The organism is Enterobacter cloacae complex sp. ECL411 (genome assembly GCF_021869665.1).
GTDB lineage: Bacteria > Pseudomonadota > Gammaproteobacteria > Enterobacterales > Enterobacteriaceae > Enterobacter > Enterobacter intestinihominis.
The window spans coordinates 2,865,233-2,880,578 of sequence record NZ_CP091486.1 but is presented as its reverse complement, the minus strand read 5'-3'; the positions used below and the strand labels follow the sequence as shown (position 1 = coordinate 2,880,578).

General features: G+C 53.8%; 16 protein-coding genes and 2 pseudogenes. 6 read left to right on the top strand and 12 right to left on the bottom strand.

Annotated features, from left to right (window positions below; all coding sequences use genetic code 11):
• Nucleotides 1-168: 168 nt before the first annotated feature.
• Nucleotides 169-1,303, bottom strand: a pseudogene (locus L3069_RS13805) (IS3 family transposase).
• A gap of 464 nt (nucleotides 1,304-1,767) precedes the next feature.
• Nucleotides 1,768-1,899: pseudogene (locus tag L3069_RS27395) on the bottom strand (integrase); the annotation flags it as partial.
• Between L3069_RS27395 and L3069_RS13800 the strand changes: the two are divergent.
• Genes L3069_RS13800 through L3069_RS13790 form a run of 3 tightly spaced genes read left to right on the top strand, consistent with a single transcriptional unit; the run spans nucleotide 1,837 to nucleotide 3,421 of the window.
• A complete protein-coding gene (locus L3069_RS13800; protein ID WP_227022506.1) occupies nucleotides 1,837-2,139 on the top strand; it encodes a DUF4225 domain-containing protein in 303 nt (100 codons plus the stop codon). The pseudogene L3069_RS27395 and the gene L3069_RS13800 overlap by 63 nt on opposite strands.
• A 2-nt stretch (nucleotides 2,140-2,141) precedes the next feature.
• Nucleotides 2,142-2,465 carry a hypothetical protein gene (locus L3069_RS13795; protein ID WP_023306512.1) on the top strand — a complete coding sequence of 108 codons (324 nt, stop codon included), beginning with the start codon at nucleotides 2,142-2,144 and terminating at the stop codon, nucleotides 2,463-2,465.
• A gap of 29 nt (nucleotides 2,466-2,494) precedes the next feature.
• Complete coding sequence (locus L3069_RS13790) at nucleotides 2,495-3,421, top strand: LysR substrate-binding domain-containing protein (RefSeq protein ID WP_038416291.1); 927 nt, start codon at nucleotides 2,495-2,497, stop codon at nucleotides 3,419-3,421.
• Between the two features lie 5 nt (nucleotides 3,422-3,426).
• Here the strand turns inward: L3069_RS13790 and L3069_RS13785 are convergent, their stop codons facing one another.
• The 6 genes from L3069_RS13785 to L3069_RS13760 form a co-directional block, all read right to left on the bottom strand.
• Nucleotides 3,427-3,897: a hypothetical protein gene (locus L3069_RS13785; RefSeq protein WP_038416290.1), complete on the bottom strand. Its 471-nt coding sequence runs from the start codon at nucleotides 3,895-3,897 to the stop codon at nucleotides 3,427-3,429.
• Between the two features lie 163 nt (nucleotides 3,898-4,060).
• Nucleotides 4,061-4,777, bottom strand: a complete 717-nt coding sequence (locus tag L3069_RS13780) for an ABC transporter ATP-binding protein (RefSeq protein ID WP_032622411.1) — start codon at nucleotides 4,775-4,777, stop codon at nucleotides 4,061-4,063.
• Complete coding sequence (locus tag L3069_RS13775) at nucleotides 4,774-5,649, bottom strand: ABC transporter ATP-binding protein (RefSeq protein WP_038416288.1); 876 nt, start codon at nucleotides 5,647-5,649, stop codon at nucleotides 4,774-4,776. Before L3069_RS13775 ends, L3069_RS13780 begins: the two co-directional genes overlap by 4 nt.
• Nucleotides 5,646-6,920 carry a high-affinity branched-chain amino acid ABC transporter permease LivM gene (gene livM, locus L3069_RS13770; RefSeq protein WP_038416287.1) on the bottom strand — a complete coding sequence of 425 codons (1,275 nt, stop codon included), beginning with the start codon at nucleotides 6,918-6,920 and terminating at the stop codon, nucleotides 5,646-5,648. The genes L3069_RS13775 and livM overlap by 4 nt, the downstream gene beginning before the upstream one ends.
• An 11-nt stretch (nucleotides 6,921-6,931) precedes the next feature.
• On the bottom strand, nucleotides 6,932-7,846 hold the full coding sequence (locus tag L3069_RS13765; RefSeq protein ID WP_003859667.1) for a branched-chain amino acid ABC transporter permease: 915 nt from the start codon (nucleotides 7,844-7,846) through the stop codon (nucleotides 6,932-6,934).
• A 68-nt stretch (nucleotides 7,847-7,914) separates the two neighbouring features.
• Complete coding sequence (locus L3069_RS13760; RefSeq protein WP_038416286.1) at nucleotides 7,915-9,036, bottom strand: branched-chain amino acid ABC transporter substrate-binding protein; 1,122 nt, start codon at nucleotides 9,034-9,036, stop codon at nucleotides 7,915-7,917.
• A gap of 411 nt (nucleotides 9,037-9,447) precedes the next feature.
• Between L3069_RS13760 and L3069_RS13755 the strand changes: the two genes are divergently transcribed.
• Nucleotides 9,448-10,116, top strand: coding sequence for a YecA family protein (locus L3069_RS13755; RefSeq protein ID WP_038416285.1), 669 nt, complete (start codon nucleotides 9,448-9,450; stop codon nucleotides 10,114-10,116).
• A 28-nt stretch (nucleotides 10,117-10,144) separates the two neighbouring features.
• Here L3069_RS13755 and tyrP read toward each other — a convergent pair whose 3' ends face one another.
• Complete coding sequence (tyrP, locus tag L3069_RS13750; protein ID WP_038417048.1) at nucleotides 10,145-11,356, bottom strand: tyrosine transporter TyrP; 1,212 nt, start codon at nucleotides 11,354-11,356, stop codon at nucleotides 10,145-10,147.
• A 188-nt stretch (nucleotides 11,357-11,544) separates the two neighbouring features.
• Between tyrP and L3069_RS13745 the strand changes: the two genes are divergently transcribed.
• Nucleotides 11,545-11,784: a YecH family metal-binding protein gene (locus L3069_RS13745; protein WP_038416284.1), complete on the top strand. Its 240-nt coding sequence runs from the start codon at nucleotides 11,545-11,547 to the stop codon at nucleotides 11,782-11,784.
• A 36-nt stretch (nucleotides 11,785-11,820) separates the two neighbouring features.
• Here the strand turns inward: L3069_RS13745 and ftnA are convergent, their stop codons facing one another.
• Both ftnA and yecR read right to left on the bottom strand, forming a co-directional pair.
• The gene (gene ftnA, locus L3069_RS13740; protein ID WP_022648525.1) at nucleotides 11,821-12,318 is read right to left on the bottom strand and encodes a non-heme ferritin; all 498 of its coding nucleotides are present in this window, start codon (nucleotides 12,316-12,318) and stop codon (nucleotides 11,821-11,823) included.
• A 200-nt stretch (nucleotides 12,319-12,518) separates the two neighbouring features.
• Nucleotides 12,519-12,857 (bottom strand): YecR family lipoprotein, encoded by a 339-nt coding sequence (gene yecR / locus L3069_RS13735; protein WP_022648524.1) that lies wholly within the window; start codon nucleotides 12,855-12,857, stop codon nucleotides 12,519-12,521.
• Nucleotides 12,858-13,102: 245 nt separating this feature from the next.
• Here yecR and L3069_RS13730 point away from each other — a divergent pair, with 245 nt between their 5' ends.
• A complete protein-coding gene (locus L3069_RS13730) occupies nucleotides 13,103-13,741 on the top strand; it encodes an RpiB/LacA/LacB family sugar-phosphate isomerase (protein ID WP_003859680.1) in 639 nt (212 codons plus the stop codon).
• Between the two features lie 42 nt (nucleotides 13,742-13,783).
• Here L3069_RS13730 and L3069_RS13725 read toward each other — a convergent pair whose 3' ends face one another.
• Nucleotides 13,784-15,202, bottom strand: coding sequence for an MFS transporter (locus tag L3069_RS13725; protein ID WP_038416283.1), 1,419 nt, complete (start codon nucleotides 15,200-15,202; stop codon nucleotides 13,784-13,786).
• Between the last annotated feature and the right edge of the window lie 144 nt (nucleotides 15,203-15,346).

Genomic DNA, 15,346 nt, shown 5'->3' with positions numbered 1-15,346 from the left:
ACTCAACAGCGCGTAGTCAGGTTTTTTATTGAGGAATTGGGCTATCGTTATCTAGGCGATTGGCACACGCGTCCTAACAACCGTAATGTTGAGCCTGATTTGCTCAGTCATTGGTTGATTGACCGTGGTGTTGTGGACTGACCCCACGCCCGTAGACAAATTCTGTCCTCACGACGAGGCCTGTTCGAAGGCCTCCGGACTGACGCCGCCGAGGTGACTGTGGCGCCGGGCCCGGTTGTAGAACACTTCAATGTAATCGAAGATATCCGCCCGGGCTAGATCCCGGGTTTTGTATATTCTCTTCCTGATGCGCTCTTTTTCAATGAACTGAAGAACGATTCGGCCACCGCATTATCCCAGCAGTTGCCACGCCGGCTCATGCTCGGGACCAGGTTATTAGCCCGGCAGAAGCGCTGCCAGTCGTCACTGCCGTACTGGCTTCCCTGGTCTGAGTGCACGATGACCTCGCCGTCGGGTTTACGTCGCCAGACCGCCATCATCAGTGTATCCAGCGCCAGTTCGCGTGAGAGAGTGGGCTTCATCGACCAGCCCACCACGTTACGGGCGAAGAGATCGATAACCACCGCCAGATACAGCCAGCCCTGCCAGGTGCGGATATAAGTAATGTCGGTGACCCAGACCTGATTGGCCCGGACAATAGTAAACTGCCGCTGCACGCTATTAGGGGCAACCACTGAAGGTCTGCCAGCGATACGACGCGGCGCTTTATAGCCGCGCACGGCTTTAATCCGGTTCAGTTGCATAATACGGCCCACCCGGTTTTTACCGTAGGTTTCCCCGATTTCGTTCAGGTCGCCATGAACCCGCCGGTAACCGTATACGCCTCCGCTCAGTGAATAGGAGTCACGGATAAGCGTCAGCAGACGCTGATTATCTTTATCACGTGCCGAGACCGGGTTATGCAGCCACGCGTAGAACCCGGCCCGGGCGACATCCAGTACCCGACACATTGTCATCACACCCCATACAGTGCGGTGCTCATTGATAAAGCGGTACTTCAGTCGGGCTCCCTTGCAAAGTACCGCGCGGCCTTTTTCAGGATATCCCGTTCTTCTTCGGTACGTTTTAGCTGCGCCCGTAGTTTCAGGATCTCGCTTTTGGCTTCCAGTAAATCCCGGGCATGCTGCTCGCTGTTATCCGGTTTGATAGCCCGTAGCCACTTGTAGAGGCTGTGGGCAGAAACGCCCAGACGGTCAGATACTTCGGCAACGGAATAACCGCGTTCCGTTATCTGTCGGACGGCTTCTTCCTTAAATTCAGGTGTATATCGTGGTGTGCCCATATGCTCCCCCTATACTCAAACTATAGGGCAGGATCGTCTACCGGGGTGGGGTCAGTCCATTACTAACTGACAGTTGTACCGAATACTGGGGGCAGGTCAAGCGCTTTAGCTTGTGTGGCAACAACCTCCTTTACAGGACCAGGTAGACGATTACCCTGTGCTGTTTCTGTGCTCAACGCAATCTACGGCTATCCATTTTCTGCCAGTGGTTGCAAAGACGACCATTCAACGTCAGCAAAGTTTCGCAATGCACTGCTATGTAACTCATTGATCCTACGTAGAATTTAAAATCCCTCGGCGTTCGCGCTGTGTGGGTTCAAGTCCCACTCCGGCTACCATGGGAAAACTAGAATAAAATCAATGATAAGCAGTGTCGTGTAAACCACCGAAAGGTGGTTTTTTATTGCCTAATTTTCGCCATTCGTCATTCTTTCGCCATTCGGCTTCACCATAAAAAGAGGGCATTACTGCCCTCCGACTACCGGAACTATAGGAATTTTTCTATCATAACGTGCTGTCTGTGACGCGTTTTTATGACCATCGATTCCCTGTTTTTCGTTAAGCGTGCCTTCCAGATCCGATATCCCTTTAGATTTGCTGCTACGAAGTTAGGTTATGGTAATAACCAGGCTGAGTTAGTCTATGGCGTCGTTGATCTCTCTTTATCGGCATATGGTGCGGGCAGAAAAGTTTTGGGTCCCAGAGAGAGGTCCTGGAGTTTATTCCACGATTATATCAGAGGCTGGCAAGAGGCATCTAAAACCGCAATGGCGCTGGATTTGACCAGTGGAAGCATTACGGGGTGGCAGATGTACCAGATAGCAAAAGAGAATTGATTATGTCTCAAGAGTTAGAATTTTCGCTTCATCCACCTGTTTGGCCTGCCGTGGCCTATTTTATTGTATCTATTGCAATTTTTCTCTTGCTTTATCTCGGCAAACTAAAAGTTAACAGGCTGCATAAATACCCGCTATTTATTGCGTATAGGGTGTTTGTAATCGCTATTGCAGCCGTTCAGATAAACATCTTTGCCAATGGCTACGAGTTTGTCAGCAGCTTTTTGCATATAGATTTTGACCCCTATCGCTATGACTCGGTATATTGGGGCTCATTGTTTTTCTCCATAATTTACTTGCTGGCATTGCCCCGTAACAAGTTTTAGCATAATGAATTTTTCATTTAAGGGACGCTATGTCTTTACCGCCATTGTATGCACTGCGTGCGTTTGAAGTTGCTGCGCGGTTGAACTCCTTCAGTAAAGCCTCTGAAACGCTCAATATTACGCCGGGCGCGGTCAGCAGACATGTCCGTACCCTTGAACTGTGGTTCGACTGCGAGCTTTTCAAAAGGCAAGGTCCTCGCGTGGAGGTCACTGAAGCCGGGCGAGTGCTTGCCGGACAGCTGAACGAAAGCTTCACGAGCATTGAATGGGCCTGCCGGGCATTTCGCAGTGAAAACCATCTGCTGCGGTTAAAAACACCCAGCACCCTGACCATGAGATGGCTTCTCGACGTGCTGCGATCTTTTCGCAACAACCATCCAAAACCGCAGGTGGAGATTGCCAGCGTCTGGATGGACATTGACACCGTTGATTTCAATCTTGAGCCATACGACTGCGCCATCCTTCTCGGTAATGGCCGTTTTGGTGAGACAACGGAAAGCCAGCTGCTTTTTCATGAATGGCTTATCCCGGTTTGCACCCCATCGCTTATCGAACCGGCCCGGCAGCAGCTTTCGCAATGCGATTTGATCCATCCTTCACCGGACAGACGTGACTGGCGGCGCTGGCTGCGAAGAACAGGATTGTTTCCGGGGCTCGATATGAGCAGCGGCATGGTGTTTGATACCCTTGAACAGGGAAGTATCGCCGCGATGAACGGGCACGGCATCGCTATCGCCGACCTGCATCTCACGCTTGATACCCTGAAAAGCGGCCTGCTGGGCCTGCCGTTCAGGGAAGCTATCGCGACGGGAGATGGTTACTACCTCGTCTGGCCAAAAAATTCGCTCAAAAGAGAGAGCATCCAGCACCTTCTGGGCTGGCTGCAAAACCATACCCCGGTCGTTCCGGCTCTGGATATCGATTACCTGGAATACGATGAAAGCCGGGTTTATTAATACCGTTATGAGTAAGAGATGTTTGCCATCTTTTTATAGCGTTCTGGCAAAGCGCTGTTCAGGCTGAGTACCTTATCCAGAATATAAAATGCTGGCGTGTTTTTCTGCTGCTCAGCGTCAATAATTGCACCGCGTAATATCGTGGCGGCAGACGAAATCCTGTGAAAATATTCTTCAGTCTCAGGCGTCTGTAATTCACCCGACGTGGCGTAGCGCACGTGCGGCCAGCCGGAGAAGTCGAGCAGCGGAAGGGGCTTTCCTGCTTCAGGATGACAGGCTGAAATCAGCGCAGCCGCTTGCTTAGGGTCGCGATGGGCAACGGACAGCATGTATACGCGCTGCGAAAACGGTGACAGAGCCTCTGAGTGATGTTTCTTAGCCATAAGCATGGCCATAAAATCCTGTAAATCATCGGCTGAATCGGTGTCAGGTGGTAATACAGTTTTCAATAACTGATATAACGCATCAAGTGTCATATTTGCCCCGGATCCTCTTATCATTATTATTCAGTTTGCGGCTGAACGTTTTATCGACCCGCGCAAAGGCGGGTCGTAAAGATGATATTTGAATGCGGTCGCATCAGAAAAACGATTAATAATGGCAATCACTGTGAGTTTTTCTCACTATAGCCTCCAGGCTTCACACGCCGCCCAGGTACGCCTTTCTCACCTCCGGATCCTTCAGCAACGCCTCGCCGCTGCCGCTTAACCGAATCTGGCCGTTAACCATCACATAGCCGCGGTCGGACAATTTCAGCGCGTGGTGGGCATTCTGCTCGACCAGAAAAATCGTCATTCCGTTACGGGCCAGTTCGCGCAGCGTCTGGAAGATCTGTTTAACCACGATTGGTGCGAGGCCGAGGCTGGGTTCATCCAGCAGCAGAAGTTTAGGACGGCTCATCAGCGCCCGGGCAATAGCCAGCATCTGCTGTTCACCGCCGGAGAGCGTCATCGCCCGCTGGTTACGCCGCTCCTTGAGGCGAGGGAAGAGGTCGAACATGCTTTGCATATCTTCAGCTGCATGCTGATTGCCGACGGGGATTGTCCCCATCAGCAGGTTCTCTTCTACAGACATATCCGGGAAAATGCGTCTTCCCTCAGGTGCCTGCGCGATGCCGCCGGTGGCAACATAGTGGGTGGATTTGTGGCTGATATCCTCGCCGCAGAAGAGGATCTGCCCGTTGCGGATCCGGGGCTGACCAAAGACAGACATCAGTAATGTTGACTTCCCCGCGCCGTTAGCGCCAATCAGGGCCACGGTTTCCCCTTTGTTTACCTCAAGTGAAACCTGCTTCAACGCCTGGATCACCCCGTAAAAAACGTCCACATTATGAAATTGAAGCATCGGTGCGCTCACAGATTAACCTCGGTTTCGTCGGTGCCCAGATACGCGGCAATCACTTTTTCATTGTGCTGGATCTCAGCCGGTTTACCTCTGGCAATCACATCGCCGTGATCGAGCACAATGATGTCATCTGAAATGCCCATCACCATCCCCATATCATGCTCGATCAGCAAAACCGTGATGTCGTGGTGGTCGCGCAGGAACCGGATGATCTCGCTCAGCTTGTGCGTCTCCACCGGGTTCAGGCCGGCAGCAGGTTCATCGAGACAAATCATCTCCGGGTCGGTGCACATGGCGCGGGCGATTTCGAGGCGTCGTTGCTGGCCATAGGACATTTCCCCGGCCAGACGGTTCGCGCAATCTACCAGATCCACCACCTCCAGCCAGTAAAACGCCCGGTCCAGCGCCTCGTTCTCTGCCCGACGATACGCAGGGGTGTTCAGCACCCCCGCCAGCAGATTGCGGTTGACGCGCATGTGCTGTGCCACCAGCAGGTTTTCCACAACGGACATCTCGCGGAACAGGCGGATGTTCTGAAACGTGCGCGCAAGACCCGCGCGGTTCACCAGATGCGTGCCGCCAAACATCTTATAGAACAGGCGTTGACCAAGCTGCGCCGGGCTGAGCCAGTCGCCCGGCTGGAGTTTCTGGCCGAGCACCTGAATGACATTGGTGGTTTTATTTCGTGCATTGAACAGAATGTTGCCGCCGGAGGCCCGGTAGAAACCGGTCAGGCAGTTAAAGACGGTTGTTTTTCCCGCGCCGTTAGGCCCAATGAGTGCAGTAATAGAGCCGCGCTGCACCTCAAGATTGACGTCGTTTAAGGCCTTGATCCCGCCGAAGTGCATCATCAGATGTTCTACACGCAAAATCGTTGCGTTCATGGCGCCACTCCTTTACGCACGACAAATCCGCTGCGGTTGATGCGGATCAGACCGCGAGGACGCCAGATCATCATCACCACCATCAGCATGCCAAACAGCAGCACGCGGTATTCCGCAAAGCTGCGCAGCAGTTCCGGCGTGACGGTCAGCACAAAGGCGGCCAGTACGACGCCGACGGTGGAGCCCATCCCGCCCAGGACCACAATCGCGAGGATGAGAGCCGATTCAAAAAAGGTGAAAGAGGTGGGGTTAACAAACCCCTGCCAGGTGGCAAAAAACACCCCGGCGATACCTGCCGTCGATGCGCCCAGGGTGAAGGCCGAGAGTTTGACCAGAACGTGGTTGAGCCCCATGGAACGGCAGGCAATCTCATCCTCACGGAGCGCTTCCCACGCCCGTCCAATGGGCATTCGGGTCAGCCGGTGTTTAATGTACAGCACCAGCATGACTACCAGGAAAAGCACCGCATAGATGAAGATAAACTTCATGTTGGGGTTATAGTTCAGGCCGAAGAACTCGTGGAAAGGGACGCCGCCTTCTTTGGCGCGTCGGCCAAACTCCAGGCCAAAAAAGGTCGGGGCAGGGGCTGAAACGCCGTTAGGCCCGCCGGTGAAGGTAAGCCAGTTGTTCAGCACCAGACGGATGATCTCGCCAAACCCGAGCGTGACGATGGCGAGATAATCCCCGTGCATGCGTAACACCGGAAAGCCGAGCAGGGCGCCCGCGCCCGCAGCCATTAGCGCCGCCAGCGGCAGCATGCTCCAGAACCCAAGCCCCAGATACTGATACCCGAGCGCCAGCCCGTAAGCGCCGATGGCATAGAAGGCGACATAACCCAGATCCAGCAGCCCTGCCAGGCCAACGACAATGTTCAGCCCAAGACCGAGCAGGACGTAGATCAGTCCGAGTATAGCGACCGTCAGAACGTATTTTGTGGCCACAAACGGGAAGCAGATCGCCAGCGTGACAATCAGCGGAATGATCCAGCGCATGCGGCTTTTATACGCCGGTGGCCGGACATACACCCCCGCATTGTCGGATTCAAACCGCGCCTGTAAACGTCTTCCGGCCGCCGTAGCTGAAAAGGCGCTCAGCAAAAAGCGTCCCAGCATCACCGTGCCTACAATCCACGCCAGCCGCTGGCCGTCAAAGGTAAAGCTGTAACCATCCAGTATGACGCCCGCAATCGGGCCGAAAATAATCAGGGCGATCATTCCGGAAAAAATCGCGTCCAGAATGCAGCGCTTCAGGGAAAAGCCGTCAGAGGTCATCGCGTTGTTCCTTACACTTTAGCCACGACAGGGCGGCCCAGCAGCCCCTGAGGACGGAAGATCAGGATTAATACCAGCAATCCAAACGAGAACACGTCTTTATAATCCGAGTTCACCATCCCGGAGAATTGCGCTTCTGCGACGCCCAGAATCAGCCCGCCAAGCATCGCACCGGGCAGAGAGCCGATGCCGCCCAGCACCGCTGCCGTAAAGGCCTTGATGCCGATAACGAACCCGACGTAAAAATCAAAGGTGCCGTAATTCATGGTGATCAGCACGCCCGCCAGCCCGGCCATGGCTGCGCCGATAACAAACACCAGCGAAATAATTCTGTCGGTGTTGATACCCAAAATGGAGGCCATCTTACGATCCTGCTGCACCGCACGGCACATGCGCCCTAAGCGGGTACGGTTGATAATCCAGGTCAGCACCAGCATGCCCGCGAACGAGGCGATGAGAATAAAGACTTTGGTATAGGTTATCTGGACAAACCCTTCGCCGAGGTGAAAACGCAGCACACCATCCAGCATGGTCGGTACGCCCTGCTGCCGTGGGCCCTGGCTGAGCTGGACGTAGTTTTGCAGTATCAACGACATCCCGATGGCCGAAATCAGCGGCGCCAGACGCGTCGAATTGCGTAGCGGCTTATAGGCGATGCGCTCAATCGTCCAGCCATAAACGCCGGTGACCACGATGGTGAAAACAAGGGTTCCCAGGATCAGCAGCGGAAAGGAGTGGAGTCCAAAAAACGCCAGCAGGGCCAGGCCAATGGCCGAGAGATAGGCGGAGATCATATACACTTCGCCGTGGGCGAAATTGATCATACCGATGATGCCGTACACCATGGTGTAGCCGATGGCGATAAGACCGTAGACCGAACCCAGCGTTAAGCCATTAATTAATTGTTGCAGGAAGAATGTACTCATGGTCGCGCACCTGAATAAAGGGTTACGCCGACAGTCAGACCTGCCGGCGTTGAGCAGATTCCGTCCCGTTATGGCACTTCTTTATATTTGCCTTTGTCGTCCCACTGGTAGACCACGTAGTCAGACACTTTGAGGTCACCTTTGCTGTCCCAGGCTTTTTTACCCATCACCGTGTCGACAGGGTTGGCCTTCAGCCACTCGCTGGCTTTTACGGAATCCGTCCCTTTCGTGGCCTTGAATGCCGCTGCGATAGCCTGCACAGACGCGTAGGCGTAGAGGGTGTATCCTTCTGGTTCAAATTTACCGGCGCGGAATTTCTCGATGACGGCTTTTCCGTCCGGGATCAGGCGCGGGTCTTTACCGAAGGTCATGTAAATACCGTTGGTGTACTGCGCCCCACCGGCGGCGGTGACCATCTCTTCATTGACGATACAGTCTCCCGAGAAGAACTTCGCCTGCACGCCCTGTTCACGCATCTGGCGAACCAGCGGGCCCGCTTCCGGGTGACAGCCACCGAAGAACACCACGTCTGGTTTTTGTGCGCCAATTTTGGTCACCAGCGCGTTAAAGTCTTTCTCCCCGCGGGACAACCCTTCGTACATCACTTCCTTAACGCCGCGTTTCGCCAGCGCCGCTTTAGTGGCGTCCGCCAGCCCCTGACCGTAGGTGTCTTTATCGTGGATGATGACGACCCGTTTGGCTTTCAGCTTATCAAGAATAAAATCGCTGGCGACCTGGCCCTGCTGGTCGTCACGTCCGCACATGCGGAACATATCGCTCATGCCCCGCTCGGTAATAAGCGGGTTCGTTGAGCCGGGGGTGATGGAGAGGATCCCGGCATCGCTATAGACCTCGGAGGCGGGCATGGTCGACGAGGAGCAGAAGTGGCCGACGACCGCTTTCACTTTATCCTGATCGACTAAGCGGTTGGCGACGGCAACGGCCTGTTTGGGTTCGCAGGCGTCATCGCCCTGAACCAGTTTGATTTTCTCACCGTTGATCCCGCCAGCGGCGTTAATGTCTTCCGCCGCCTGCGTAGCGCCATGCCAGTATTGATCGCCATAGGTTGCGTTCGGGCCTGTGAACGGCCCGGCCACGCCGATCACGATATCGGCCTGTGCAGAAAAGGCCGTCACCAGACAACCGGCCAGCAACAGGGAGAGGGGAGTTTTGGTAAATTTCAGCGACATTATTATGTTCCTTAGCAAAGAGGTTTTTGCACCAGGTATAAACCCGAACGCCTGATGGCATCGTAAATCCAAAAACAAGAGCGAGAACAAAATGCACTTTAGAAGCAATCTCGTGCTTAATACGGCGAGGATCCCACGCACCGCGAAGCGCGCAGAACATTAAGCAAAAAGGTTGCCAGAATGGTTAATCCCTTGACCGGGTCACAACACGTTGAGTATAGAGCGCCGTTTTATGCGCCTTTGCGGGATGAGATGAATTTACAGCGGAGATCACATCTCCTTAACAACAAAGCCCATAAGTTGTGCAACGGTCACGATTTGCACGTTTTTGCAGCAATAAAGACCTAAACTTCAGATAGGCATGCGCGGCGATATATGTCAGGATCGTTTTTTTTATCAGGAGTATCAGCAATGGCTGAAGGCCCATTAAATGAAAGCGAGATGGCGTGGCTGGAAGAGACATTAATCTCTTACGGACACGACGATGCATCCGTGATTGACGTGTCCGAACTGGACGGCATGCTTACCGCAGTACTTTCCGGTCCCGTTGTGGTGGAGCCCGACACCTGGCTGGTGGCGGTATGGGGTGGCGAGAAGTATATTCCGCGCTGGAAAAACGATCGTGAGATGAACCGTTTTATCGATCTCTGCTTTAAGCACATGAACGATATTGCCGAGCGCCTGAGCGAATACCCGGATCAGTTTGAACCGCTGTTTGGCTATAACGACGTTGACGGTCAGAGCTATACCGTAGTGGAAGAGTGGTGCTATGGCTACATGCGCGGCGTGGCGCTGACGGACTGGTCATCCCTGCCGGAAGCGCTGGAAGCGGATCTGGCGGTGATTGCCCTGCACGGAACGGAAGAGCACAGCGAGAAGCTGGAAGCGCTGACCGAAGAGGAGTATATGGCCAGCATCGAGAGCATTCAGCCTGCGGCGCTGCGTTTGTACAACTACTGGGTGGCTAATCCGCAGCAGCCGGAAGCGAAAAAGCCGATCGTGAACGGGTCGAAGGTGGGACGTAACGATCCGTGTCCGTGCGGGAGCGGGAAGAAGTTTAAGAGTTGCTGTCTGCACTGAAAAAAGGGGCTATTCATAGCCCCTTTTTTTATCCCACTTCCGGCAGCATTCCCGCTGCAATCAGCACCTGCACCAGAATAATCACCACCCCACAACCAAACACCACGCACAGCAGCGGCTTACCACCCGCCACGCGGTATCCTTGCTGCGGATGTTGCTGGCGGCTCTTCCACGCCAGCAGGGAAGGCAGCAGCAGGGCCAGTACCGATAACGCCACGCCAGCATACCCCAGCGCCATCACAAACCCGCGCGGATAAAAGAGCGCGAAGGCCAGCGGCGGCAGGAAGGTCATCGCCCCCGTCTGTAAGCGTCCGGCAACGGTATTGCGACGCTGGAACAGATCCGCCATATAGTCAAACAGGCCAAGCGCTACGCCGAGGAAGGAGGTTGCCAGCGCCAGGTCTGCAAACAGATGTACCGCCAGCTCCACGTGTGAAGAGGCCACCACGTTACGCAGGGCAACCAGGAATCCATTCAGACCAGAATGCTCTGCCATCAGGCCGATAAAGGTGGTGGAATCAATACTGCCCAGCGTCACCAGCTGCCAGAACAGGTAAGCAATCAACGGAATGGCGCTGCCGATCACAAAGACGCGGCGCAGCTTGCGAATATCCCCGTTCATATAGCTCACGATGCTCGGCACGCTGCCATGAAAACCGAAAGAGGTGAAAATCACCGGGATGGCCGAAAGCGCCAGACCTTTCTCCAGCGGGAGGGAGAGCAGGTTAACCTTGTGCACATGCGGTGCCAGCAGCACCAGCATCACAACAAGGAAGAGAATTTTGGCGCTGAACAAAAAACGGTTAAACAGATCGACCAGCGACGTGCCCGCACAAACCACGCCGCCACCGATCAGCGTAAAGACAATGGCGCCTGTTTCCGGTGAAAGCGACGCACCGAAGCCGTCATTGATACTTGACGCAATTAGCTCCCCGGCGCCGCTGATGTAGGCGGCGGTCAGCGCGTACATCAGGAACATCATGCTGAAACCGGTGATCCACTGCCCGTAGCGTCCAAGATAGCGTGCAGCCAGGGAGCCTAAGCCGGTATCGGCAGGGACATGTTGATAAACCTCCAGCAATAATAGCGCGGTGTAACACATCAGGGCCCAAAGACCGCCCAGCAGCACTACGGTAACCCCAAACCCGACGCCGGCGGCAGCCAACGGCATGGCCAACATTCCTGCGCCAATTGTCGTTCCGGCGACGATAAAAATACTTCCCAGAGTTCTGTTCTTCACGCTTTCCTCTACAACGCTTCCATACCGCGACTCATTCTGCGGCGCAGAGTAAGGTAAAAGCACCATCTCGTCAAATCACCGTTACATAGGGTGTAATGATTAATTTACAAAAAGAAAGGGGGAACCTGCGCCAGCGCAAAGCGTGCCGTGGAGGGAGCATTTAGTCTGCTTTTTATTTGCGAGAGGTAATGATGTCAATTCACGGACACGACGTGCTGAATATGATGATTGAGTCAGGTGAGCGCTATACGGAGCAGAGTCTGGTTGAGGCGATACATGCCCGCTTTGGCGAAGCGGCGCGTTTCCATACTTGTTCAGCTTCGGAAATGACAGCCGCGGAGCTGGTGGCGTTTCTGGCGGCGCGCGGAAAATTCATTCCGGCAGCAGACGGATTTTCCACGCACGAAAGTAAAATTTGCCGTCATTGAATAAAGCGGTGCTGAAAACTCAGCACCGCTTTTCTATTAATTCTGCGTGTCGAGCGTCGACAGCTCTTTATCAATGAAGTACAGACCTTCCCCGGATTTACCTGCCAGAGATAATTTATCCAGCACGGATTTAAACAGCTTCTCTTCTTCGTGCTGTTCAGCCACATACCACTGTAGAAAATTAAAGGTTGGATAATCCTGACTGGTCATGGCGGCATGAGCCAGTTCATTAATTTTCTGGGTGATCAGCTGTTCGTGCTCATAGGTGGCACGGAACAGTTCATCAAGAGAGCCGTACTCGGCGAAAGGCGATACCACGTTATCAATGCGCGGCAGGCTGCCGGTGTCCGTCAGGTAATCAAACAGACGCTGCATGTGCGTCATCTCTTCCTGGGCATGACGACGCAGGAAGGCGGCAGCCCCTTCAAAGCTGTGATAGCTGCACCAGGCGCTCATCTGCTGATAAAGCAGGGAAGAAAATAGCTCAAGATTCATTTGCGCATTGAGCTTGTCGATCATTTCAGTTTTTAACATGGTGCAGCTCCGGTTTATTAATTCTGGTTCACGATGAGCGACACTATAATTTGTTATTTAATTATTTGCAAAAAGTAAAATAAATATTTATTTATTAAAAATACGAATGGGAATAAAACGCATTGCCGCCATTTGTATTTATTAATGAGAATTGTTTTTGTTCTTATTAAATAAACTGCCAGCGTGACTGGCAGTCGCGGTTAATACCACGGATTCTGGCTGGAAGAGGTAACGGCATATCCCTGACATTTATACTGAATGGTCACACTTTCGTTCAGACAGAGTGAACCGCTGATCAGGGTGCAGGTTTTAATCGGCTGCCCGTAGGCTGACGCGGAGGCGTAGCCCATGCGTTGGCAGGCCTTTGTTGCCGTACCGTTATTAACATAGTCATCAGACCAGGCGTTTTGGAGCATGGTCTGGCCATAGTCGAGGCGCACAATTCCGTTTGGGGCATCCGTACTACTGACTTCTGCCTGACGGTTGATGCTGCACCCGGCGAGCAACAGGATCGTTCCGGCTATGATTACACGTTTCATGTTTCACTCTGCGTGACGGGAAATACGCCATTGTAACCAACGCGACGGGACGCAATGGCCGGAATAGCCGGAGGATCTGCCCTTTCACTCTACAACGAGCCGGGCCACCGCGCGAAATTGTGAGCGCATCTTTGTTTTTTAAAACAAGTTTTCACTTAATTTGAAAGTGCGTTTGTTTGATAGTAAGGTTAAGTTGAAAAGGTATCCACAGCGGGATCGCCCGCCATGCATTCAGGAGAGACAAGATGAAAATTGCACTGATGATGGAAAACAGCCAGGCCGCTAAGAATCCCATCATCCTTAATGAGCTGAAAGCCGTTGCTGATGAGAAAGGTTTCCCGGTCTATAACGTCGGTATGAGTGATGAGAACGATCATCATCTCACTTATATTCACCTGGGCATCATGGCGAGCATTCTGCTTAACGCTAAAGCCGTTGATTTTGTTGTTACCGGCTGCGGTACCGGGCAGGGCGCGTTAATGTCCCTGAACATCCATCCGGGTGTGATTTGCGGTTACTGCATCGATCCTGCGGATGCTTTCCTGTTCGCGCAAATCAACAACGGTAACGCGCTTTCTCTGCCGTTTGCGAAGGGCTTCGGCTGGGGGGCAGAACTGAACGTACGCTTTATCTTTGAGAAAGCGTTTACCGGACGCAATGGCGAAGGCTATCCACCAGAGCGTAAGGAGCCGCAGGTGCGTAACGCCGGTATTCTGAACCAGGTGAAAGCGGCGGTGGTAAAAGAAAACTATCTGGATACCCTGCGTGCAATCGATCCTGAGCTGGTTAAAACCGCCGTCTCAGGCCAGCGCTTCCAGCAGTGCTTCTTCGAGAACTGCCAGGACAAAGAGATCGAAGCCTTCGTGCGCGGTATTGTTGGCTGATTTCCTTTGCCGGGCGGTGCGTTGCCCGCCCGGCACAGAGCCTTACTTTTTCGATGATACCGCGCTGCCTGCATTTTTGGTCAGACGCAGCGTGTCAACCATTCCCACCAGGCAGATCAGCGCGATCGCCACAAATGCCAGCCGGAAGCTCATTCCCGGCATGCCGGCAATCCCCATCGTCTCACTGACTTTTTCCCCGATACGAATACCAATTGCCCCGAGCGTGATCCCAAGTCCCACGGCAAGCTGCGTTGCGGTTGAAAACAGCGTATTGGCATAGCTCATCTGCGCAGAGGGTACATCCGCAAAGGCCAGCGTACTGATGGCTGTAAACTGGATCGAACGAAAAACGCCACCCAGATAGAGGATCAGCATGACGAGCCACACAGGAGTCTGCGGCGTAAGAAAGGCGCAGGCCAGCAGCGCCAGGACATTCAGTGAACCGTTAATCAGCAACAGCCGCTTAAACCCCAGGCTGCGGATCAGGGGCGTCGTCGCCGGTTTAATGGTGAGATTGCCTACGAAAACGGCCAGCACCAGCAGGCCAGAATGGAACGCGTCCATGCCAAAGCCGACCTGGAACATCAGCGGTAACAGGAACGGAACCGCGCTGATGGAGGCGCGAAACAGCGATCCGCCGTACAGGGTGACGCGAAACGTCGGCACTTGCATCGCATCGAGCCTGATCATCGGCCAGGTTGCCCGCTTAAAGTGGCGCAGCGCCAGGCTCAACGCGGCGACACCGACGATAAACAGCGTGGCGGTTAATCCTGTCCGCAGAGGCTCTGCGCCCATCAACTCCATCGCATAAACCAGGCTCACCATGGCAAGGGTGGTGACCACAAAACCCGGCAAGTCAAACGGTCGGCGCGTATCTTCATGCAGGTCCGGAATGATTCGCAGTGCCAGCAAAATGGCGATTATCCCCAGCGGCACATTAATAAAGAAGATCCAGCGCCAGTCGGCATAGCTTGTAATGAACCCGCCCAGCGGCGGGCCGATGATCGGCGCGACCAGCGCAGGCCACGTCAGGGTGGCGATTGCCGTGATGAGCTGATGCTTTGGCGTTGTACGTAACACGGCCAGGCGACCCACGGGCACCATCAGCGCGCCACCCATGCCCTGGAAGACGCGCATTGCGACAAACTCCTCGAGCGTGGTGGACAGGCCGCAAAATACCGAGGCCAGCGTGAAGATCGCCAGCGCGAGGGCAAATACTTTTCGCGCGCCGAAGCGGTCGGCGATCCAGCCGCTGGCGGGGATCAGCACGGCAAGGGTGATCAGGTAGGCGCTGATGCCGATATTCAGATCCACGGCCTGTACGCCGAAGCTTTTTGCCATATCCGGCAATGCGGTGGCGATCACCGTCCCGTCCAGAAACTCCATAAAGAAAGCACCGGCCACCAGCAGTGCCGCAGGCGTTAATCCACGGCTCTCTTTGCCGGATACGTTTTCACTCATTCTCTTCCTGCCCGCTCAAAAAATTTTATAAAAATTTACTGGAATTTATAAGTCTGTAACGTGCGGATTTATCGTGCCTTTTTTTAACAAACCGGCAGCACCGAGGGTTTATTAACCGTGATGCAGGTCACAAAATGGTTGATT